General features: G+C 44.6%; 20 protein-coding genes and 1 other RNA gene. 7 read left to right on the forward strand and 14 right to left on the reverse strand.

Annotation, left to right across the window (positions count from 1 at the left end):
- Positions 1–30: 30 nt before the first annotated feature.
- The 4 genes from ubiI to Xbed_RS00115 form a co-directional block, all read right to left on the reverse strand.
- The gene (ubiI, locus tag Xbed_RS00100; protein ID WP_086110927.1) at positions 31–1,263 is read right to left on the reverse strand and encodes an FAD-dependent 2-octaprenylphenol hydroxylase; all 1,233 of its coding nucleotides are present in this window, start codon (positions 1,261–1,263) and stop codon (positions 31–33) included.
- A 14-nt stretch (positions 1,264–1,277) separates the two neighbouring features.
- Positions 1,278–2,468 carry a 2-octaprenyl-6-methoxyphenyl hydroxylase gene (gene ubiH, locus Xbed_RS00105; protein ID WP_086110928.1) on the reverse strand — a complete coding sequence of 397 codons (1,191 nt, stop codon included), beginning with the start codon at positions 2,466–2,468 and terminating at the stop codon, positions 1,278–1,280.
- Between the two features lie 25 nt (positions 2,469–2,493).
- A complete protein-coding gene (gene pepP / locus Xbed_RS00110) occupies positions 2,494–3,810 on the reverse strand; it encodes a Xaa-Pro aminopeptidase (RefSeq protein WP_086110929.1) in 1,317 nt (438 codons plus the stop codon).
- A 177-nt stretch (positions 3,811–3,987) separates the two neighbouring features.
- The gene (locus Xbed_RS00115) at positions 3,988–4,563 is read right to left on the reverse strand and encodes a YecA/YgfB family protein (RefSeq protein WP_086110930.1); all 576 of its coding nucleotides are present in this window, start codon (positions 4,561–4,563) and stop codon (positions 3,988–3,990) included.
- 267 nt (positions 4,564–4,830) lie between these two features.
- Here Xbed_RS00115 and zapA point away from each other — a divergent pair, with 267 nt between their 5' ends.
- The 3 genes from zapA to Xbed_RS00130 all read left to right on the forward strand — a co-directional run bounded on the left by zapA (position 4,831) and on the right by Xbed_RS00130 (position 6,135).
- On the forward strand, positions 4,831–5,133 hold the full coding sequence (gene zapA, locus Xbed_RS00120; RefSeq protein WP_086110931.1) for a cell division protein ZapA: 303 nt from the start codon (positions 4,831–4,833) through the stop codon (positions 5,131–5,133).
- Between the two features lie 172 nt (positions 5,134–5,305).
- Positions 5,306–5,490: non-coding RNA, 6S RNA (gene ssrS / locus Xbed_RS00125), on the forward strand.
- Positions 5,491–5,538: 48 nt separating this feature from the next.
- Positions 5,539–6,135, forward strand: a complete 597-nt coding sequence (locus tag Xbed_RS00130; protein ID WP_086110932.1) for a 5-formyltetrahydrofolate cyclo-ligase — start codon at positions 5,539–5,541, stop codon at positions 6,133–6,135.
- A 52-nt stretch (positions 6,136–6,187) separates the two neighbouring features.
- On the opposite strand, the gene serA is transcribed toward Xbed_RS00130, so the two are convergent.
- Together serA and rpiA are read right to left on the reverse strand one after the other, a co-directional pair.
- Positions 6,188–7,429: a phosphoglycerate dehydrogenase gene (gene serA, locus Xbed_RS00135; RefSeq protein ID WP_086110933.1), complete on the reverse strand. Its 1,242-nt coding sequence runs from the start codon at positions 7,427–7,429 to the stop codon at positions 6,188–6,190.
- Between the two features lie 266 nt (positions 7,430–7,695).
- Positions 7,696–8,355 (reverse strand): ribose-5-phosphate isomerase RpiA, encoded by a 660-nt coding sequence (rpiA, locus tag Xbed_RS00145; RefSeq protein WP_086110934.1) that lies wholly within the window; start codon positions 8,353–8,355, stop codon positions 7,696–7,698.
- A 272-nt stretch (positions 8,356–8,627) separates the two neighbouring features.
- Between rpiA and Xbed_RS00155 the strand changes: the two genes are divergently transcribed.
- Complete coding sequence (locus Xbed_RS00155; protein ID WP_086110936.1) at positions 8,628–9,533, forward strand: LysR family transcriptional regulator ArgP; 906 nt, start codon at positions 8,628–8,630, stop codon at positions 9,531–9,533.
- On the opposite strand, the gene Xbed_RS00160 is transcribed toward Xbed_RS00155, so the two are convergent.
- From Xbed_RS00160 to Xbed_RS00195, 8 genes are all read right to left on the reverse strand, one after another.
- The gene (locus tag Xbed_RS00160; RefSeq protein WP_086110937.1) at positions 9,530–10,264 is read right to left on the reverse strand and encodes an oxidative stress defense protein; all 735 of its coding nucleotides are present in this window, start codon (positions 10,262–10,264) and stop codon (positions 9,530–9,532) included. The two genes, Xbed_RS00155 and Xbed_RS00160, sit on opposite strands and share 4 nt — an antisense overlap.
- Positions 10,265–10,330: 66 nt before the next feature.
- Positions 10,331–10,972: an arginine exporter ArgO gene (gene argO, locus Xbed_RS00165; RefSeq protein ID WP_086110938.1), complete on the reverse strand. Its 642-nt coding sequence runs from the start codon at positions 10,970–10,972 to the stop codon at positions 10,331–10,333.
- 184 nt (positions 10,973–11,156) lie between these two features.
- Positions 11,157–12,029, reverse strand: a complete 873-nt coding sequence (mscS, locus tag Xbed_RS00170) for a small-conductance mechanosensitive channel MscS (protein ID WP_086110939.1) — start codon at positions 12,027–12,029, stop codon at positions 11,157–11,159.
- 174 nt (positions 12,030–12,203) lie between these two features.
- Positions 12,204–14,471 (reverse strand): ATP-binding cassette domain-containing protein, encoded by a 2,268-nt coding sequence (locus Xbed_RS00175; protein ID WP_086110940.1) that lies wholly within the window; start codon positions 14,469–14,471, stop codon positions 12,204–12,206.
- Positions 14,472–14,478: 7 nt separating this feature from the next.
- Positions 14,479–15,684, reverse strand: coding sequence for a multidrug effflux MFS transporter (locus Xbed_RS00180; protein ID WP_244182368.1), 1,206 nt, complete (start codon positions 15,682–15,684; stop codon positions 14,479–14,481).
- Positions 15,685–15,920: 236 nt separating this feature from the next.
- Positions 15,921–17,879: a chorismate-binding protein gene (locus Xbed_RS00185; protein WP_244182369.1), complete on the reverse strand. Its 1,959-nt coding sequence runs from the start codon at positions 17,877–17,879 to the stop codon at positions 15,921–15,923.
- Complete coding sequence (locus Xbed_RS00190) at positions 17,879–18,553, reverse strand: isochorismatase family protein (protein ID WP_086110943.1); 675 nt, start codon at positions 18,551–18,553, stop codon at positions 17,879–17,881. Before Xbed_RS00190 ends, Xbed_RS00185 begins: the two co-directional genes overlap by 1 nt.
- 21 nt (positions 18,554–18,574) lie before the next feature.
- Entirely contained in the window at positions 18,575–19,360 is a 786-nt protein-coding gene (locus Xbed_RS00195; RefSeq protein ID WP_086110944.1) for a 2,3-dihydro-2,3-dihydroxybenzoate dehydrogenase, read from the reverse strand.
- Between the two features lie 26 nt (positions 19,361–19,386).
- Here Xbed_RS00195 and Xbed_RS19650 point away from each other — a divergent pair, with 26 nt between their 5' ends.
- The 3 genes from Xbed_RS19650 to Xbed_RS00205 all read left to right on the forward strand — a co-directional run bounded on the left by Xbed_RS19650 (position 19,387) and on the right by Xbed_RS00205 (position 21,772).
- Positions 19,387–19,533, forward strand: coding sequence for a hypothetical protein (locus Xbed_RS19650; protein ID WP_167371839.1), 147 nt, complete (start codon positions 19,387–19,389; stop codon positions 19,531–19,533).
- A 480-nt stretch (positions 19,534–20,013) separates the two neighbouring features.
- Positions 20,014–21,546: an amino acid adenylation domain-containing protein gene (locus tag Xbed_RS00200; RefSeq protein WP_086110945.1), complete on the forward strand. Its 1,533-nt coding sequence runs from the start codon at positions 20,014–20,016 to the stop codon at positions 21,544–21,546.
- A 1-nt stretch (position 21,547) separates the two neighbouring features.
- Positions 21,548–21,772 carry an acyl carrier protein gene (locus tag Xbed_RS00205; protein WP_086110946.1) on the forward strand — a complete coding sequence of 75 codons (225 nt, stop codon included), beginning with the start codon at positions 21,548–21,550 and terminating at the stop codon, positions 21,770–21,772.
- The last annotated feature ends 47 nt before the right edge of the window (positions 21,773–21,819 follow it).

Raw genomic sequence — 21,819 nt, forward strand, 5'->3', positions numbered from 1 at the left:
AGAAAAACTAATCCCAAATAAGAGGCTGAATTAGATTTTTTCAACTGAAGCGGTTTGGGTCATCAACCAATCAGGAAGATCATTAAGACCCATTGCATGACGAAGCAATTGTGGCTTGATTCCCGGCAAATGATCCGCCAACGCGAGCCCAAACCCACGCAATAGCTTTTTGGCCGGATGATTACCCTCAAATAACTGACGGAACCCTTGCATACCGGCCAACATAACTGCGGCACTGTGCTTGCGACGACGTTCATAACGCCCCAAATAGAGAGACTGACCAATGTCTTTTCCCTGACTATGTAATCGGCTCAATTCGCCCATCAGTTCTGCCACATCCATAAACCCCAGATTGACGCCCTGACCGGCCAAAGGATGAACGGTATGTGCCGCATCCCCCAATAACGCCATACGGTGCGCGGCAAAGTTGCGGGCATAACGTCCCATCAATGGAATGGTTTGCCGATCACTGACCAGCTCACATTGACCCAGCCGCATGTCAAATGTCACACCCAATTGCCGATTAAACAATACGGGTTCCATTATCTTGCGCTGTTGCGCTGATTCAGCCGGCAATGACCAAACAATTGAACACAAATGGGGATCAGACAACGGCAAAAAAGCCAATATTCCATCACCGTGAAAAACCTGCCGGGCAACGCCCTGATGGGGTTCTTCAGTGCGAATGGTCGCGACCAGCGCATGGTGCTCATAATCCCAAAAAGTGAGTGGGATGTCGGCATGTTGACGCAGCCAAGAGTTTGCACCATCTGCACCAACCACTAAGCGAGAAGTCAACATGCTGCCATCAGATAAAGTGATGAAGGCTTCGTTTTCTCCCCAGGCAACACTCCGGAGGGAGGATGGGGTAAAAATCGTCACGTCCGACAGGCTTTCCGCACGTAGCCAAAGCGCCCGTCGGATCACATGGTTTTCGATGATATGACCAAGATGTGTCAGGCCATTTTCCGCCGCATTAAACTGAATGCGGCCGAAACTATCCTGATCCCAAACTTCCATGCCCTGATAAGGGCTGGCTCTCATCGCCAGAATATTCTGCCAGACACCAAGATGAGTGAGTAATCGTTCACTGGCTGCATTGATGGCTGATACACGCAATGCGTGTTCCTCATGGGCATCAAATGCTTCTGCTGGTGGGTGTTCTTCTACAATCGCGATGCGCAAACCGCTACCTTGCAAACCACAGGCCAACGCAAGGCCAACCATACCGCCCCCTGCGATCACCACATCAAATGATTGCATGTTTTTCTTTCCTCTTAATCTGCCAATGCTGACCGGGTGACCCAACCCAATGTCTGGCGGGCAAATAGATCCCGCATCGGTGGTAATGTTTCCATCGTCATCAGGCCCAAATTACGCCCAATTCTTAACGGCAAGTCGTCATTGGCGAATAATCTGACCAATCCATCCGTGATACCTATTGTCGTTTCACGATCTGCCTGACGCTGCTGTTCATACTGGGCCAGTATTTTATAGGAACCAATATCTTGCCCTGAAACCGCCGCCGCTGAAACGACCTGTGCCAATGCCATAACGTCACGCATTCCTAAGTTAAAACCCTGCCCGGCAATCGGGTGCAAAGTTTGGGATGCGTTGCCCACCAGCGCCAGACGGTGACTGATTTGCCTGTTGGCAGTTAATAAAGCCAACGGGTAGCTGTACCGCTGACCCGCTTCCCATATTTTCCCCAGACGCCAGCCAAATGCTTGTTGCAGATATTGGATAAATTCGGCCTGACTCCAGCCATTGATTTCTGATTGTTTTTCCAGTGGATGGCACCACACCAGAGAACTGCGCCCTTCAGACATCGGTAATAGCGCCAATGGACCATGTTCGGTGAAGCGTTCAAAGGCTCTTCCTTGAGGGTGTTCAGAAGTCAGAATATTGGCGATAATCGCGACCTGACCGTAAGATTGTTTCTGGCATGGAATATTGCACGCCTGAGCTATCGCAGAATGGCTACCGTCAGCGGCCACCAGCAATTCGCCTGTCAGCTTTTCACCCGTATTCAGCGTCACAATCACAGAATTCGCGCTGCGCTCGAAGGAATTCACTTTCGCCGGGCAATGAAGTTTGATATTCGGTGAGTGTTTTAATAAATCAAATAGATGGATGCCGGCATCATGCAATTCAATGACATTACCCAATGCCGGAATAGCATAATCATCGGCGCGAATGTTGACGAAACCGCCATGACCACGGTCGCTAACATGAACGTGAGTGATTGGGGTAACACAATGTTTCAGCACAGACCAGATATCTATCTGATCCAAACGCTGGCATGTACCATAAGCCAAAGCAATGGCTCTCGCATCAAAACCCGGATGTGCCTGAGTCGGTTCAGCCGCTTCAATTAAGGAAACCTGCAACTGCCCCCGGCTTAATGCAGAAATGGCCAGTGCCAGTGTCGCCCCTGCCATTCCGCCACCCACGATAATCACGTTCATTTATAACTTCCTGATTATTTTAACCTTAGCCCTGTCTTGCCCGCGCCATCAACGCTTCGATCTCATCGGGATCTTTGACGACATGCTCAGTCAGGTTTTCATTCCCTGTTTCCGTTATCACGATGTCATCTTCAATGCGGATACCGATACCGCGGTATTCCAACGGCACATCCGCATCCGGAGCGATGTAAAGCCCCGGTTCCACCGTCAGTACCATGCCGGGTTCCAGAACGCGATCACGATCAACACCGTAATCCCCCACATCGTGTACATCCAGTCCCAACCAGTGGCTCAAACCATGCATGAAAAATTGGCGATAAGCATTGGTCTCGATCAATTGTTCGACTTCACCGTGCATAATGCCCAATTTCACCAGCCCATTGACCATAATGCGCACCACCTGTCCTGTCACTTCACGGATGTTGGTGCCGGGTTTGTATAACTCCAGAGAAACATTGATGGCTTCCAGCACAATGTCATAAATTTCACGCTGGGGACGAGTAAACTGGCCATTGACCGGGAATGTCCGCGTAATGTCGCCTGCGTATCCTGCATATTCACACCCCGCATCAATCAACACTAAATCACCGTCTTTCATGCGACGCTCATTTTCAGTGTAATGCAGAATACAGGCGTTTTCTCCCGCACCAATGATGGTGTTATAGGCAGGATAACGTGCACCCTGATGGGTAAATTCATGGTGAATTTCGGCTTCAAGCTGGTATTCAAACATATCAGGGCGGCAAACCTGCATGGCTCTGGTATGTGCCTGCGCACTGATTTCCCCGGCCTTGCGCATGATTTCCAATTCAGATTCCGACTTAAACAGACGCATTTCATGTAGCCACGGGCGCCAATCTGCCATCACAGAAGGGGCTTTGAGGTTACGGCGATTATTTTTGCGCAATTTATCCAGGGCACTAAATACGATGCTATCCGCGTATTCAAACTCGCCCTGTGCGTGATAAACCACGGCCAAGCCATTTAGCAGCAAATAGAGCTGTTCATTGAGATCATCAAATGGCAGTGCGCGATCCACCCCCAGTTTTCCCAATGCGCCTTCTTGCCCAAGACGACGACCAAACCAAATTTCCGCATTCAGATCGCGAACGCGATTAAACAGTACACTATGATTGTGAGTTTCATCGCTTTTGATCAGTATCAAAACCGCTTCCGGCTCATTGAAGCCGGTCAAATACAGAAAATCACTGTGCTGACGATAGGGATATTCGCTATCTGAATTGCGTGTCGCAGGCGGGGCAGAAAAAATAATGGCCGCACTGGCCGGTGCCATTTTTGACAATAATGCCTGACGACGGGATAAATATTCTTGTTTAGTCATACCCTCTCCTGCGATTTCATTATTATTAGTTGGGACACTCTTCATTTTTCAAGCGGCTGCTTTACTGGGTTATCCCCGTTCACCCCAGGCACAGAGTTAACTATATGCTTGGATGCGCCCGGAAATTTGTTTCCTTGCCGTCGCGTGTTACTTGAAACCTATCAGGTATATCACTCATCAGTGCAGTGTTGGCTTTTCATTTTTTGCACTACCTGAGGTTTTCGGTATTATCAAAGCGATATAACAGAGTTGGACTGCAACACGAACATATTCCAGAACTTCCTCAAGAGCTTGGGACAATTCTTCCTGATCTTCGCTTTCGTCATATCCCAGCATGCCGATATTACGCAAGTCGGTGACAATTTCTTTAATTTCTGGCTTTTCTGTCAATTTGGGATTTGCAACCCCCAATCCCAATAAGAAATGGTTTACCCATCCCGCCAACGCATCTGCACATTCAAAAACCCCGGCCTCTTCATCAGGAAGCAGCAGCTTAAACACAAAATTGCTGTCATCCAGAGATTCAAAGGTCGTTTCGTACAATTCCCTGAGTGGCAGGGACAAAACCTGAGAAAATGCCAGACCATCATTCGCGAGATCATGCACCAATGTTTGCCAGCTACTATCATGATTTCCACCACATAGTAATCCACTGATTAAGCCGTGCATTTCGGCGGCGGTCAGCGCAACGGACTGTTGATGCAAAATTTCATCAAATGACTGATAATTAGGTAATGAGTTTTGTATAGACATGTATATTGATCATCGTTGGCGATATAAGTTCATGCTATGCTACCATCAAGGGGAGTCGCTATACCAGACAGCATACACCGATATTGAGGAGGGGGAGCTTTTGGTATTGTACAGTAATGATTGGTGTCGGCCTTGTTTTTATACCAGAATTTACTTTATACCCAATAGATTTCAAGTTGCAACTCAGCCAATAAAGCACCAATTTGAAAGATGAAGGGGATATGTCAGAATCAAGGTATCGGCGCAGTAATAAATCAGGAAGGTGTCATGTCTGCACAACCAGTAGATATTCAGATTTTTGGGCGGTCATTACGTGTCAATTGTCCACCAGAGCAGATAGAAGCATTGCAAGCTGCGGCTGAGGAGCTTGATCTACGTTTACAAAACCTCAAAGAACGCACCAGAGTCACTAACACTGAGCAACTGGTTTTTATTGTGGCACTGAATGTCTGTCACGAGTTAGCACAGGAAAAGATGAAAACCCGTGACTATGCCTACAATATGGAACAAAAAATCAAAATGCTCCAGCAGACCATTGAAAACGCATTGTTAGAACAAAATAAAAGTTAGAACAGGTAAAATGACCTGATGCTCCTACCCGTCAATAAACTCGCTCTTGTTGATAAATCAGGCAGTAGTCACTATAGATTAATATAAGCAGTTGCTTTCTTCATTTAGTTCCATACAATAGGCTTTATAGCGTTGCTTAGAGCCTATTTAGATGTTTTAAGCGGCAAAAAAATATTCTCTGAGGTGTGCGTGAGCAGGGAAGTCCCCTGAGCCGATATTTCATACCGATAGAATGTGGTGCTCTGTTTCTTGTGAGCATGCTTGGCCTGGACCAAGAAGCCTAATAGAAACGACTCCACGTTCACCTTGAACCAAGGGTTCAAGGGTTACCACCTGCAACGGCATCTTGGAGAACTCTAATTTTATCTGTTTTGTATCCTTTTCTGCGTTAAACAGGCAGGTACTATGCAATCAGATTCTTTCTTTTCTCTCCGTAAATCCATTCGAAAAAAAATTCGCAAACTACGTCAAAGTTTATCCCCTGAGCAACAAGCGCAATTTGCCCTGCAAGCAGCCAAACAGGTCATGGCTCACCCCAAAATTTTATCAGCCCAAAAAATTGCCCTGTATCTCTCTTTTGACGGGGAATTAGATACACGCCCATTAATTCAACAACTTTGGCAACAAAATAAACACGTCTATTTGCCAGTCTTGCATCCTTTCAGTCGTCATCACCTACTTTTCCTGCGTCACAGCGCTGATACCCCGCTGATCCGGAATCAATTCAATATAGAAGAACCTCCGTTGGATGTCCGGCAGGTTTTGCCTGTTTCTGAGCTTGATATCATGTTCATCCCGTTAGTTGCATTCGATTGTGCGGGGCAACGTTTGGGAATGGGGGGAGGATTCTACGATAGGACGCTCGCAAACTGGCAACAGCAGAATTTCTATCCGATTGGGCTGGCACACGATTTACAACACGTTGAAACATTACCCAGTGCAAGTTGGGATATTCCTTTGCCAGAAATCATGACTCCCGAAAAAGTATGGCAATGGACGTAAGCCGTTGAATCATTCACAGGGGCTATTGTTTGTTCAATAGCCCCCATTTCACTTAGTAAAGCAGCCGAGAACGGATCGTACCAGGCAAGGCTTTCAATTGTTGCAATACCAGTTCGGCCTGAGATGGGTTCTGTGTGGTGATATCGATAACCACATAACCAATATCTCTTTCAGTCCGCAAATATTGTGCTTCGATATTGATTTCCTGATCAGTAAACACTTGGTTGATGCTGGTTAAGATCCCGGGGCGGTTTTCATGGATATGAAGCAATCGGTTGGTATCCTTGGCATGAACAGGCAATGAAACCTCTGGAAAATTAACCGCAGACAGCGTAGAACCGTTGTCAGAGTATTTCACCAGCTTGCCTGCGACCTCCGCGCCAATATTTTCTTGGGCTTCCTGAGTCGATCCCCCGATGTGTGGAGTCAGCAATACGTTATCAAACTTTATCAGGGGTGAGATGAACGGTTCACTGTTCGTTGCCGGCTCTTCTGGGAAGACATCAATCGCCGCGCCGGCAAGGTGCCCAATTTCCAAGGCTTCACTTAAAGCAGGAATGTCTATCACCGTGCCCCGTGACGCATTGATCAAAATTGAACCGGGTTTCATGAGTTCCAGTTCTGCGGCGCCAATCATATTTTTAGTTGATGCCGTTTCAGGAACATGCAAACTCACCACGTCACTCATATTTAACAATTCAGATAAATGATGAACTTGCTGTGCGTTACCCAATGGTAATTTATTTTCAATATCATAGAAATAAACGTTCAGACCGACACTTTCAGCCAGAATACCAAGCTGTGTACCAATATGGCCATAACCAATAATTCCCAGTTTTTTTCCGCGAGCCTCATAACAGCCTTTTGCTTGCTTATCCCACACGCCATTATGGGCTTTTGCATTCGCCTCTGGAATACGGCGCAATAACAACAGCAATTCCCCCAATACCATTTCAGCGACTGAACGGGTATTGGAAAAGGGGGCATTAAAGACAGGAATACCGCGTTTTGCTGCGGCCGTCAGGCTAACTTGGTTAGTGCCAATACAAAAACATCCCACAGCAACCAATTTTTCCGCTGCTGCAAAAATTTCCTCAGTCAACTGAGTACGGGAACGAATCCCCACAAATCGGGCATCACGAATTGCTTCTTTTAACTCTTCGGGTTCCAATGCACCTTTATGATATTCAATATTGCTGTATCCAGCCGCTTTCAGTTTGTCTACTGTGCTTTGATGAACGCCTTCCAGTAGCAGAAATTTAATCTTATCCTTTTCTAAAGATACCTTAACCATTTGCCCGCCCTAGTTGTACTAACTTCATAACGCCTATAGATTCCACTAAAATAACAAAAAAAACGATAACGGCAATACAATCGTTTACTTGTATAACAGAATAAGAAACAGTAAATAAGTTGTTAATCGAAGTAAAATAATTAGTTACAAGGCAAAAGCAGAATTTTGAGTTTTTTTAGGCGGAAAAGTGATACATATCACCAAAATTATTTTTTTAATAAATACAAAAATATTTTGGGGCAGAATAATCCGCCCCCAACAAACGCTTACTGTTTGATCGTTTTGACGCCGTCCGCACTCCCCACCAGCACAACATCAGCCCCTCGATTAGCAAAAAGACCCACGGTTACCACACCCGCGATCCCATTGATTTTATCTTCTAACTCAGCAGGTTCAGCAATCGAAAGGTTGTGGACATCCAAGATGTCATTACCATTATCAGTCAGCACATTTTCACGATAAACCGGAGTGCCTCCCAACTTTTCCAGTTCACGGGCAACATAAGTACGCGCCATTGGGATAACCTCAACGGGCAGTGGGAATTTTCCCAATACATCGACTTGCTTAGACGAATCAATAATACAGATGAATTTCTTTGCAACAGCGGCAATGATTTTTTCACGGGTTAATGCTGCACCACCGCCTTTGATCATCTGCATCTGACCGTTAATTTCATCAGCGCCATCAACATAAATATCCAAAGTGTCAACATCATTGCAGTCAAATACCGGAATGCCGAGACTTTTCAGTTTTTCAGTAGAGGCTTCTGAGCTGGACACTGCCCCTTCAATGTTATCTTTGATAGTGCCTAACGCATCAATAAAATGCGCTGCCGTTGAGCCTGTACCAACACCAACGATGGTGCCGGGTTTGACGTATTCCAGTGCTGCCCAACCTACTGCTTTTTTCAGTTCGTCCTGAGTCATATCAATCACAGCCTATAATCAGTTACAAGGAAAAATCTGACGGCTAGTATAAACAATATTGCCTCGCTCTATGAAAAAATATGGCATAGTGCTACTCGAGCAAATAGTGCCACTCAAGCAAATAGTGCCACTCAAGCAAATAGTGCCACTCAAGCAAATAGTGCCACTCAAGCAAATAGTGCCACTCAAGCAAATAGTGCTACTCAAGCAAATAGTGCTACTCAGGCCACATATCCCCACAAAAAGAGTAAAAACGGAGAATCTTATTTTCAATGAAACGTCCTGATTACCGATCCCTACAAGCATTAGATGCAGTGATCCGAGAACGTGGTTTCGAACGGGCGGCACAAAAACTTTGTATCACCCAATCTGCGGTATCCCAGCGAATCAAACAATTAGAAAATATGTTTGGTCAACCATTATTGGTGCGTACCGTTCCTCCCCGTCCCACGGAACAAGGGCAAAAGCTACTCGCGCTATTACATCAGGTAGAATTGCTGGAAGCGCAATGGCTCGGTGACGAGAACGGTAATGATATCCCGTTGTTGCTTTCCCTTGCGGTGAATGCAGATAGCCTGGCAACCTGGCTTTTACCGGCACTTCATCCCGTTTTGTCCGATTTACCCATTCGGCTAAATATTCAAGTGGAAGATGAAACCCGAACTCAAGAACGTTTACGACGTGGTGAAGTTGTCGGGGCAATCAGTATTCAACCTCAGCCCCTGCCAAGCTGTCTTGTTGATAAGTTAGGTGCGCTCGATTATCTGTTTGTGGCTTCTCCCGGGTTTGCAGAACGTTTCTTCCCACATGGCGTCACCCGTCCGGCATTGCTGAAAGCACCGGCTGTTGCATTTGATCATCTGGATGATATGCATCAGGCATTCTTGCAGCAGAACTTTGATTTACCTCCGGGGAGTGTCCCCTGCCATATCGTGAATTCTTCTGAAGCGTTTGTCCAATTGGCCAAACAGGGTTCGACGTGCTGCATGATCCCGCATTTACAAATCAACAAAGAGTTGCGTGCAGGTGAGTTAGTGGATTTAACCCCAGGGCTGTATCAACGCCGTATGCTGTATTGGCATCGCTTTGCCCCGGAAAGCGGAGCGATGAGGAAAGTTACTGACGCCCTGCTGGCACTAGGACGTCAGATGTTACGTCAGGAAGATGAAATTAATTAACGCTGTAATTCGAAAACCGCATCAACGTGATCTGAAAATTCAATGTTCTGTGGTTCATAAGTTTCACTGGCGGATTCTGAGGCTGACGCGGCCATCAGAGCTGTCTGGTATTTCAGGCGGCTCATTGGCGCGGGCACGGCTTCAGGGGCTTGGTAATTGATGCTATAGACAGGGCCTAACTTACTATTGAACCCTTTTGCCAGCGCAGTCGCTTGCTGAATTGCATTTTCAATCGCTTTTTGTCTGGCTTCATCGCGATAACGCTGTGGGTTCTCAACGCTGAACTGCACTGAATTAATTTCATTCAACCCTGCTTTTAGCGCTCCATCCAATAAAGCATTCAGTTGATCCAATTTGTGAACTTTCACTTCAACCGAACGCGAAGCTCTGTAACCGGTGATGGTTGATTTACCCGTCTTCTGCTCATATTGATATTCTGGCTGTGTACGCAAATTAGCCGCATCAATATCTTTCTTTTCAATGCTATTGTTTTTCAGAAAATCAAAATATTTCGCGACCCGCTCATCCACTTTTTTCTTTGCATCTGCCGCGTTCTTTTGCGTTTCACTGACATGGATTATTAACGTAGCCATATCGGGTGTGGCTTTAATTACCGCGTTACCAGAGGTAGAAATATGCGGGACAGATGGCAATTCAGCAGCGGAAGCTGTCATGGCAGAGAGGCTTCCCAGAGCCATCATCGCGGCCAGTACCAGTGATTTATGTTTCACAAAACCTCCTTCAAATACAGCAAATCGACATGAGTAAGGTGCTTTTCAGAAACATTAGCACACTATTTATGAAGAAGTATTAAAATCAGTAAAAATCTGTAATCCTTGCTTCATTAAACCCCAAGCGATGTACCACATCACACAACCCACAAAAACATTGATAATACGTTGTGATCGGGGCTGATTAAGGACCGGTGAGAACCATGCAGCCAAAAATGACAATGCAAAAAACCAACTGATTGATGCCATCACGGCTCCGAGGGTAAACCACGGCCTAAGCTCACTGGATAACTGCCCGCCTATGCTTCCCAACACGACAAAGGTATCCAGATAAACATGGGGATTCAGCCAGGTTACTGCAAAGAGAGCCATAATGACTCGCCAACGGCTTTGGACAATATTGTCAGCACAGGAAAGTTCGACTTCTGCCGATAGCGCGGTCCGAAAAGCGCCCCAACCGTACCATAGTAAAAAGACAACACCTCCCCATGTCACGGCTTGCAACAAAAATGTCGATTGCCCAAGTAAAGCACTGCCACCAAATATTCCCGCCATAATGAGAACCGCATCACTCATGGCACATAACGTTGCACTCATTAAATGAAACTGCTTTCTGCTCCCCTGCTGCATCACAAACACATTTTGTGGCCCAAGGGGAAGGATCAGCGCAGCACTGAGAAAGAAGCCCTGTATCAATGTTGAAAACATGCAAAAATTCCTGATAGTGATTCAGTGGGTTACGGTATCAATGCATATTAGGCAATAGGGTATATTAGTGAAAATGAATAATTCTTATTCATCATTAGGGAAATTAATGGGCAATAGGGAGCGTCATCGGAGTGGCCGTTGAATTTGGTGTGAGCAAAGAAATGCTCACACCCGGATCTTTTCATTATTCGTCGGTTTTTGTCTGGAGAGCAGCTTGCTGCTGATGCAGATAAATATCCATCTGTGGGAATGGAATACCGATATTGTGTTTATCCAAAGTGCGCTTAAAGTTTTCCATCAAATCCCAGTACACACTCCAGGCATCACCATTGGTCGTCCATACACGCACAATAAAATTCAGCGATGAGGGAGCCATTTCATGCAGGCGTATAGTGACGCCTTTTTCATGTTGAATGCGTTGATCCGCTTGAATCACATCACCCAACACTTTTTTCACTTCATCAATATCCGCATTGTACGCCACCCCAACCACAATTTGAGTACGGCGGTTAGGTTCACGACTGGTATTGATAATGTTGTCCGCGATAATTTTACCATTGGGGATCACAACAATACGATCATCGGCCGTGCGCAATGTTGTAGAGAAAATCTGCACTTGTACAACAGTTCCTTCCACGGCACCGATAATGACATATTCACCGGTACGAAGTGGACGGAACAGCACCAGCAGAACCCCGGCGGCAAAATTAGACAGCGAGCCTTGCAAGGCCAGACCTACCGCTAAACCCGCAGCACCGATGACTGCAATCACAGATGCAGTCTGAATGCCCAGTTTTCCAAGCACGGCAATAATTGTAAACGCAATGACCGCATAACGAACAATCGCGGATAAAAAGTCAGAGATAGTCGTATCAATACCACGCAATGACATAATCCGCTTAACAGCTTTACTGACCATCTTGGCGATAAATAAGCCAACGATAAGGATCAGGATGGCAGATACCATATTCACCGCATACTGAATCAATAGATCCTGATTGCTGGCAAACCAGCCTGCTGCTTTATCAATCTCATTTGACAGATTGATCTCTTCCATACAAAGTCCACCATGATTGTTGGAACCTATCTTCCCTGGGTGCCGTTATTGGCTATATAAACCCCATCGGAACAACATAGGTTCCTGTTCAAAAAAACACTCTTACAGTACACAGGAGTGATGGAAGATCAAGTATGGCAAAAAAATATCATTGGCAGAATACTCATTTTTTTATCAACTCAAATAGGTAGAATAACGTAAATGTTCAGCCGTCAATGAGTTACCTTTTTCAATCATCGCTTGTGGCGTTCCGCTGAACATAATTCGTCCCCCGTCAGTCCCAGCGCCTTCCCCCAGGTCAATAATCCAGTCCGATTCTGCGATCATCTCGATATTGTGCTCAATGACGATCACGGAGTTTCCTTGCTCAACCAAGCGGCGAAACAGAACAATAAGCACAGCGACATCTGAAGGATGAAGCCCCGTTGTGGGTTCATCAAAGATATACACATTCCCTTTATTGCTAAGGTACGATGCCAGTTTCAGTCTTTGGCATTCTCCTCCTGATAAATGATCAAGAGACTCACCCAGGCGCATATACCCCAACCCGACATCCCGGAGATGAACTAACGTTGGGGAAATATCGTTATCCCCGTTAAAAAACGCAACAGCCTGTTCAATACTCATATTCATCAGGTCAACAATGGTTTTGCCTTTGTATTTGTAACATAAGGCTGTTTTATTATATTTTTGACCCCGGCAGGCTTCGCAAGGCAACGTAACCGAATCCATAAAAGCTAAATCAGTTTCAATCACCCCTAAGCCGTGACACTCTGAGCATCCTCCTTTGGAATTTGAGGAAAACCAAGATCTATCGACTTTATTGGCGTGGGCAAACCGTTCCCGGATAGCGTCAAAAATGCCACTCCATGATGCAATATGGGAACGTTTTGAGCGTTGGATCGGTTTCTGATCGATAACAACGGCATTTTTACACTTAGGAACAACTTCTCCTATAATCAGGGAGCTTTTTCCTGAACCGGCGACACCGCTCACAGCAAGCATTATTCCCATCGGGATATCGATAGAAATATTCTGGAGGTTATGCAGGCTCGCGTTTTTGATGTGTATATAGTCGACAGCCGCTTTGGGATTTCGATTGAATTTGGTCTTTTGGAACAGGTGCTTCCCTGTTAATGTACCCGAAGTACGTAAACCATCAATGTCGCCTTGATAAGTAATTTCTCCCCCTTTATCTCCTGCGCCCGGTCCTAAATCAATCACATGATCTGCGATTTTAATCATATCGGGATCATGCTCAACCATTAATATGGTGTTGCCTTTGTCACATAATTGCTGAATCATGGTGTTGAGTTTTTTAACATCGGCAGGATGCAAACCCGTACTAGGTTCATCAATAATATAAGTCATTCCAGTCAGACTACTGCCTAAATGACGCACCATTTTTAACCGTTGAGATTCTCCTCCAGACAACGTTGTTGTTGAGCGATTAAGATTTAAATAGCCCAAACCAACAGAGCACATGGCTGTTAAGCGTTCCGTCAAAGCATCCGTCAGCGTGTGCACCACCCGTTCATCCAAACTCCTTATAAATTGCGTCAGCTCGATAATTGGCATATCTACGCAATCACCGATACTTTTACCTTGAATCAAACACGACAGGATCTGTTTATTAAGCCGTTGTCCGAGGCAAACAGGACACTGTTTCATTGAAACCATTCGCTTAAATTCTTCATTTTTGTGTTCTTTGTTGTCCTTAACAAGGTAGCTTCGGATAAATCGGGTAATAATGCCTTCAAATCGGGCAGATTTAGGCCAGTCCGGGGAAGGGGTGTTAGGGGCTACATTTTCTGCATAGAGTAAAAGCTGACGTTCCTCCGGTGTATAATCGACAATTTTCTTGTCATTATCAAATAACCCTGAGTGAACATATCGGCGCCATCGCCAAGTCCCCGGCGCGAATGTGCCGTATTCAATAGCGCCTTCATTCAGCGATTTGTTCTTATTAACCAGTTTTTCAACATCTATTGTATTCACAATTCCCAACCCTTCACATCGAGGGCACATACCTGATGGATGGTTAAAAGAAAACAGGTTGGAATACCCGACAAAGGGGTGACCTATTCTGGAAAATAAGAGTCGGAGCAGAGTATAGATGTCTGATGCAGTACCCACAGTAGAACGGACATTCTCACCAATGCGTTTTTGGTTAATGATAATGGCCGTTGTGAGATTATGTATCTCATCAACATCGGGCTGACCATAATAAGGTAACCGATTCCGGATATAAGGCGGGAAAGTATCATTCAGTTGTCTCTGCGATTCTGCGGCAATGGTGTCAAATACAAGAGAACTTTTTCCTGACCCCGAAACCCCCGTAAATACAGTGATCACATTCTTGGGGATCCTCAGGCTAATACTTTTGAGATTATTTTGTCGGGCGTTACAAATCTCAATAGAATTTTTTGCAAGATCTTTCATACAGCGATTACCTTATGCGGATTAACATCAAAGAAAAAACACTGATAATTCCACACCCAATGATGACAACAGAAACTGGAAACAGGGATATCGATTGCCCGAGACCCGTCAAAAATGCGGTCAAAGAAGCGGCACCAAACTGAAGCGCGCCAAGAGTGGCAGACCCGGCACCCCTGACATTAGGGACAGAGGTTAATGCCAGGCTGGCCGCATTACCAAACACCAATGCCATCGTGAACATGAGCATCGTGAAAATGACGATGGTTAGCGCCATTTGATAGGCGTCAAGATAACTGACAACCAACAACAGACAAGCCAGAATGAAAGTCGTCACCACCCCAAGAATCATCAATTTTTTAGCGCCGAACCGTACAACCCATCGCGCACTCAATATACTACTCAACATCATAATTCCCGCGTTGATCGCGAATATTAAAGCAAAAGAGGTGGGTGTAAATTTGAACATTGTTTGATAGATAAAAGGTGATGATGAAATATAGGCAAACAGCGCTCCGAAAGTGGCTGAGAAGATCAACGTGTATCCCATGTAGAGTCTGTTTTTAAATAGGCTGAAAAACAGGGTGACGAAATTATTCTTCTTATCTTTCTTCTCTGGCTTATTGGGCAAACTTTCCGGAACATAAATAAAAGTTAAAATAGTGAGTATCAATGAGGTGATGCCCATCACGATAAAGACAACCGGCCACGGGAAATAGGCAACCGCTCCCCCGATTAAAGGCGCAATAATAGGTGCGACGCCTTGTATGGCCAGAATTAAATTAAAATAGTAAGCGGCCGTATTACCAACGCTAAGATCAGAGACAATAGCCCGCGTCAGAACAATACCCGCCGCGCCTCCCGCACCCTGAAAAAATCGGCTGACAACTAACAATTCAATATTGGGAGAAAGTGCACAAGCAACAGATGCAATGGTCAGTAAAACCATGCCGCCTAATAATAGATTCCTCCTGCCCACTTTATCCGACCAGGGGCCAATGATAAGTTGCCCAATCGCCAGCCCCGCCATAAATGAAGTGAGGCTTAATTGGACACCGGCTTGAGTGGTATTGAGGGTCTGTGAAATGGAAGGAAACAGCGGCAGATACATATCGGTTGAAAGCGCGCCAATCGCGCTTAACATGCCCAACACAAGGACAAGTTTAAAACTCAAGTTGTTTTTTTTATCAGGTGAATCAACCTGATCTAAGTACATATCATTACCTGTGTTTTGTATTTTATTCACTGGAGTTCATCTCTTAGGAAAGTGTTGTAATGACTATAACACCACAGGAATATGATTTCCAAATGGAAATCATAAATCACAATATTCACTCTGAAGATAGTGGTTTTAAGCCACTTACCATTTATTTGAATGCAAAAATGAAACTATATGCTTCATCACTCAAGTTGCCTCAATGACGGTGACGAACGTCTCATCAAAGCCAGAAGTCATAAGACTTGATCCGTATGGACATTGCCTACCGCGTTGTTAATCATCCAGTGATAGATGGGAAATGCGTTGACCGTCAAGAACGACTCATTGTGAAATTGTATTGATGCAACGTTGCTGGTTTTCAATGCAATCACCTCATGCCCGTCTAATTGTTCAAGATAAACTAAACAATGATATTTCGGAGAAAACCAATGCGGTAGTTTGTGCATGGCTGCAAAACTGTTATAGAAACCGACTTGGTATGCCGTGTGTTCAATCGTAATTTTATACTGTGTTCCCTGACGTGTCTGAGAAAGACGTTTGATAGGCAATCCCAATTCAGCACAAATAAGCTGATGCCCCAAACAAGTCCCCATGAGCGGTAAATGGTGTTTTAGACGATTTGAGATTAAGGTGCGTCCCACCTCCATTTTTTCATGATATGCATCATTGGGATCACCCGGGCCGGGACCAATAAATAGGATATCTGCTTTGCCCGAATCCATTAATTGCGGTAAACAGGTGACAGAGGCAAACCATGCGACAATGGTCACCTCATATCCAATACAACGAAGCTGATACGCAATCATTTCAGTAAATGTATCTTCCATATCAATCAGTGTGATGGTGGGAAGAGGAGAGGTCATCGGTGCAATTTCGTTAACCTTTCCCAGCCAGAAAGAAGATACTTTCTTATTACGTTGTTGTAATTTCTTGGTAATGTGGCGTATGGCAGGTTCTGATAACTGAATGTGAGCGGCCGGCTTATCTAACCCTCTTTTATCAAAGAAAAGTGATATCAGTCCACTCAGTTTAGCTTTCGTCTCTTCCGCTTCATTTTCTGGGTTAGAATCACGAACAATGGTTGCCCCTGCCGTTAATCGAAAATGTCCCTCTTTGGTAATATCAGCAGTCCGAATTAAAATAGAGGAGTCCAGAAAACGCTGATGATTCCTGATGCCGACGACACCAACGATACCACTGTAATAACCCCGGCCACGAGGCTCGCGCCGTTTAATGACATGAGATGCATTTTCTACCGGACTCCCCGTTACGGTCGGTGCAAAGAGGGATTCTTTCAGGATAAATGGGATGGGTTGTAACGTTGAACCTTCAATAAAATACTCGGTGTGTGCGAGCCGCGACATCATTTTTAACTGCGGGCCAGTGACTCTGATATGACCATCACAAATCCGGCTCATCATTTTCAGCTCTTCATCAACCACCATAAAGAGTTCATTTTGTTCCTTTTTGTCGTTCACAAAGTGATACAGGGCAGACTCTACGTTTTTTTCCGGATATTTTAACGTACCGCTGATTGGATTCATGGCTACACGTTCACCATCGACCAATATATGTTGTTCCGGACTACTACCGATAAAATAGCGATTGCCTGTGTAAACAACCCATGTCCAATACGAACCCAGCTCATTTGTTATTAGCCTATTAAATAATGATAATGCGTGGTGTAATGAGAAATCGACAATATCGCCTTCCAGACTTCTCGACATCACAAAGTTACACCCTTCTCCGGCACTGATTTCAGTGTTAATCACATCATTAACAATCTGAATATAAGCGTCATCCGTGAGGTCGAAATGGATATTGTCGGCTTTTATCGGTGTATCGCTTTCAATAAATCCCCAATCATTCACGCTATGCTGGGTTTGTTTTTCAACATGCATGACAATGACCGGCTCATTATCGTCATGACAAGCAAATCCTTTTTCCGCAATTTGATTGAATGGCAAAATCACTAATTGAGACAACGTCAAATCACCGGCAAGTGCCAGATCAGAATTTGAGGGTTCTAATGAAAGTGTTGATAAGGAACGTGCGTATGTTATTTCTCCCTCAAGGTATAAAAAAGAATCTTTAGTATCAGATAATGGCCGATAAATACAGGCAAAAGGCTTGCTTGAGTTTATTAAGTGACTAAAGAGATTTTTGGCCGGCGCTAATGTTGATGACGACATCATACCGTCCTTGTTTCAGTAGCAAATTGGGGGCCAATGGAAGTTGGCAGCAGATGGGAGATCATTTGCTCTGTCGGCACCACCATGGCACAGATTTCCGCAGCGAAACTTAATGCTAAATGGTGTTTGTCTTGCGAAAAATCTGCAACGGCATCTGATATAAAAAATGTTTCTATATCATGTGAATAAGCCTCAATCGCCGTGGTCAGACACCCTATGTGGGCATATACGCCGCAAATAATCAGTTGATCACGATGTAAACGTCTTAAACTTTGAAGTAAGTGAGACTGAAAGAATGCGCTGTAACGCCACTTAGTGAGTACGGTTTCACCTTCAATCGGTGTCAGGGGAGCCACTATTTGACGGTGTTCATCCGTTGCTTTCATCCCCTCTCCCCAGATACTGCTTAATAATCCGCGTTGCTCAGGCGTCATGCTACCGGGCTGGGCGGTATAAAACACGGGGATATCCTGTTCCCTTGCAGTGTTTAGTAGTCTATTGATGTTCCGGATCACAGAGTGTATCGGGTCTTTATCGGCTTCAAAAAAGTCAACAAAGTAATTTTGCATATCATGGATCAATAAAGCTGCTCGATTGCGATTGGGCACCCAACCTACCACTGATTGAGGTAAATTTTCTCGCTGTGGTAATGGGTACGGCAATATTCTGTCCATTTCGTCCTCCCTCAATGGTGATTAACAACTCCCCAACGCGGCACCACCATCGACAAGCAGTGTCGATAATGTCGTTTGACCGGATTCCTCACTAAGATAGAAGCAAACGGCAGCCGCAATTTCTTCTGGCGTAGCAATTTTGTGCAATGGAATACCAATACGGAATTGTTCCGGATTACCGTCTAATGTGTAGTTTTTATCACTCTCTTTTTTCCACATGCTACGGAGCATAGATGTATCTGTGGAACCCGGGGCAACGACGTTACAACGGATACCAAAGGGAGCCACTTCTAACCCAAGTGCATAAGTAAAGGCTTGTGCAGCCGCTTTCGAGGCGCAGTACGCAGCCATCGTTGCTCGTGGTACACGGGAAGCATTTGAAGCGATGGTAACAATGCTGCCTTTTTTTTGTTCGGTCATATATCGGGTTGCAGCCTTACTGACATTGAACACTCCGGTCGCGTTGACGGCAATGGTATGATTCCAATCAGCAATATCGGTGTTTTCAACAGACCCATGATGTAATGTTCCTGCGCCATTGACCAAATAACCCACCTGGCCGAGTCGGTTATTGATTGCAAGAAAGACGTTGTCTATTTGCCGGGGGTCAGTGACATCTGCCGGAAAACCGGCAATCAATTGCGGATACTTCTTGTTCAAGTTGTCTACCCGGTCTTGCAGAATCTCTGCCTGATTATCAATGAGCGCTAATTTTAATCCCTGTGCTGCAAGCTGTTCCGCGATCGCTTCACCGATACCACCACATGCACCGGTAATAACCGCAACGTAGTTTTTGTCAAAAGTCATAATGTTTCCTGATTGATGTTCCATTGTTGAATAAGAGCAATCATCTGGGGCTGGTTTATAGAAAAGCATTATCTCGTTATATTGGATTAATGGTGGTCGCGTTAGTCATTCTGCTTTTACAACAGGCAAAGCATCTTGACAGTATCAAGTTGGCTGCTGCCATTTCGGATTGAAATATCCAATATTTCCATCTCGTGAAGACTCTATTTCTGGTGAAAGATGAGTTAATAATCTTATCCGGTAATATAATATTTAATACCTCTACTCATTAAAAAAGATAGAGGTATACACTCATTCACTCTAACTAAAAGAGCGTAAGTTATCACACACCCCTAGGTGCCGATTGTCAATTATTAAGTAAGGGGAACAATGAAAAACAATTGCATCCGATTGTTTTTTAAATTCTTTTTTAGGTGTATCAAAAAAATAATAAGAAATGATTTTTTTTTGGGAAACTATTTGACTGTTTTACAGATTACACTGTAGACTTCGAATCGCTTACGTTTTTTTTAAAAAAATATAACTCAGAGGTATTAATTAATTCTTGATAGTTTATTCCGTTTAATACAGCGATTAAACTCATTCTGTTACTTTAATTTTTATTGTCACTCTATTATTAATAGACCCTAGTTACGGCGCAAAGGGATATCTACATGCCTAAATATGTTGAACAGTTAGGTGCGATACCAGATGTTTTATTTGAGGTAGTCACAAAATATTCAAATAAAACAGCCCTGATATTTAATTCAGAAACGTTATCATATCGTGATCTTTGGGAGCAGTCAGAAAAAATAGCCTCCGTTTTACAAAAAATAGGGATTAAAAAAAGCGATAAGGTTGCCGTCAAATTAACGCGCAGTCTGGAATTGTATTTGGTGATGCTGGCCGTGATTCGAATGGGTGCGGTGCTCGTTCCCATCGGGAATAATAACCCTGAGCAATATGTGAACGAATGTATCAGCGTTGCCAATGCCAGCTTATTAATTACAAATGGTGACAATGGTGACAATGTAAAGTCACCCGTCCGTTGTAGCGCCATCACTATTGAAGATCTGTTGTTGAAAGCAGAAACGTTAGATTACGTCCCAATCGCATTTGAAACATTAGCGGCAACGGAACCAGTGATGATGCTCATGACGTCAGGTTCAACCGGTCAACCGAAGTGTGTCATTATCCGTCATTGTGGTTTAACTCGTCTTGCCATTCCCGTCGAACAACTCGGAAATACCGATAATGATCGTTATTTGCAACTGGCAGACCCTTCATTTGCGGCGAGTGCCAATGAAATCTGGATGAGCCTTTTGACCGGAGCCACGCTGGTTGTTTACCCGCAGGATATGCCTGATTTGGCCACGCTCGATAACATCATCACTCACCAACGTATTTCCATCCTTTTCCTTTCCGGCGGATTATTCAGGCTGTTTGTAGAAGTGTGTCCTGAAACGTTGCATAAACCTCACAGTGTCATTGTATCGGGTGACTTTGTGAGCGCAGATTTATTTTTAACCGCAGCCAGAGCAGGCAACGGGCGTATATTCAACGGAATGGGCTGCACTGAAAATTCCGCCATTTCATCGATTTATCATGTCTCCCCAACCACTGTTTTTGATAACGCCTCACCTGTTCCGATTGGCTTCCCGCTACCGCTTATCAAGATGGTTGTCCTTGATGATGACTTTAAGATTTGTGCCCCAGATGTTCCCGGGGAGCTCTGCATTGGGGGTGTGGGTCTTGCAGAAGGCTATTCAGACCCTGAGTTAACCCATAACCGTTTTGTTTGGTTGCATCTTAATGGCTGCCACCAGCGTTATTACCGTACTGATGACCGTGCTAAGAGTGATGAGTTTGGCAAAATTACCTTATTGGGGCGTGGTAGCCACATAGGTAAAATTCGTGGTTTCAGGGTGGAAATCACAGGAATAGAACATGTACTCCGGGCACATCCACAAATAGATGATGTGATCATCATCGTAGAACAAACGGCTAATGAACCTCGTTTACATGCCTGTTATCTGAGTAAATCAACCTCACTGCACGATACAGAACTGCGTGAGTTTCTTAACGCTCAATTACCGTCGTATATGGTGCCTGAACGCTTTACACATTGTCATTCGTTACCGATGACAAAAAACGGCAAGCGCGATCGCATTCAATTAGTTCAACTTATTACCCATGGGAATGCCTAAAATGGAAAATGGTGTACAAACAAAAATTTTATTAATTTGGGAAGACATTATTGGAAGCAAAAACGTAGATCCTGCGACGCCTTTTTTAGAGCAGGGAGCTAATTCCCTCCATCTCATCAAGTTGGCGGCCCTTGTCAGCAAAGAATTGAATACTCCTGTTTCGTCTGGCGAAGTATTTTTGGCAGGTAATATTAATGCGTTAGCAAATAATCTGACCAACGCTTAAAGCGCGCTTTTATATCCATGGATTTCAAGTTACTGCACAGCCAAAAA

It is taken from the genome of Xenorhabdus beddingii, assembly GCF_002127545.1.
Classification (GTDB): Bacteria; Pseudomonadota; Gammaproteobacteria; order Enterobacterales; family Enterobacteriaceae; genus Xenorhabdus; species Xenorhabdus beddingii.

Excerpts from the sequence above, each read along its gene's own strand:
- ubiI (WP_086110927.1), bottom strand. The coding sequence starts at position 1,263 with ATGCAATCATTTGATGTGGTGATCGCAGGGGGCGGTATGGTTGGCCTT.
- ubiH (WP_086110928.1), bottom strand. The coding sequence starts at position 2,468 with ATGAACGTGATTATCGTGGGTGGCGGAATGGCAGGGGCGACACTGGCA.
- pepP (WP_086110929.1), bottom strand. The coding sequence starts at position 3,810 with ATGACTAAACAAGAATATTTATCCCGTCGTCAGGCATTATTGTCAAAA.
- Xbed_RS00115 (WP_086110930.1), bottom strand. The coding sequence starts at position 4,563 with ATGTCTATACAAAACTCATTACCTAATTATCAGTCATTTGATGAAATT.
- zapA (WP_086110931.1), top strand. The coding sequence starts at position 4,831 with ATGTCTGCACAACCAGTAGATATTCAGATTTTTGGGCGGTCATTACGT.
- Xbed_RS00130 (WP_086110932.1), top strand. The coding sequence starts at position 5,539 with ATGCAATCAGATTCTTTCTTTTCTCTCCGTAAATCCATTCGAAAAAAA.
- serA (WP_086110933.1), bottom strand. The coding sequence starts at position 7,429 with ATGGTTAAGGTATCTTTAGAAAAGGATAAGATTAAATTTCTGCTACTG.
- rpiA (WP_086110934.1), bottom strand. The coding sequence starts at position 8,355 with ATGACTCAGGACGAACTGAAAAAAGCAGTAGGTTGGGCAGCACTGGAA.
- Xbed_RS00155 (WP_086110936.1), top strand. The coding sequence starts at position 8,628 with ATGAAACGTCCTGATTACCGATCCCTACAAGCATTAGATGCAGTGATC.
- argO (WP_086110938.1), bottom strand. The coding sequence starts at position 10,972 with ATGTTTTCAACATTGATACAGGGCTTCTTTCTCAGTGCTGCGCTGATC.
- mscS (WP_086110939.1), bottom strand. The coding sequence starts at position 12,029 with ATGGAAGAGATCAATCTGTCAAATGAGATTGATAAAGCAGCAGGCTGG.
- Xbed_RS00175 (WP_086110940.1), bottom strand. The coding sequence starts at position 14,471 with ATGAAAGATCTTGCAAAAAATTCTATTGAGATTTGTAACGCCCGACAA.
- Xbed_RS00180 (WP_244182368.1), bottom strand. The coding sequence starts at position 15,684 with ATGTACTTAGATCAGGTTGATTCACCTGATAAAAAAAACAACTTGAGT.
- Xbed_RS00185 (WP_244182369.1), bottom strand. The coding sequence starts at position 17,879 with ATGTCGTCATCAACATTAGCGCCGGCCAAAAATCTCTTTAGTCACTTA.
- Xbed_RS00190 (WP_086110943.1), bottom strand. The coding sequence starts at position 18,553 with ATGGACAGAATATTGCCGTACCCATTACCACAGCGAGAAAATTTACCT.
- Xbed_RS00195 (WP_086110944.1), bottom strand. The coding sequence starts at position 19,360 with ATGACTTTTGACAAAAACTACGTTGCGGTTATTACCGGTGCATGTGGT.
- Xbed_RS00200 (WP_086110945.1), top strand. The coding sequence starts at position 20,014 with ATGCCTAAATATGTTGAACAGTTAGGTGCGATACCAGATGTTTTATTT.
- Xbed_RS00205 (WP_086110946.1), top strand. The coding sequence starts at position 21,548 with ATGGAAAATGGTGTACAAACAAAAATTTTATTAATTTGGGAAGACATT.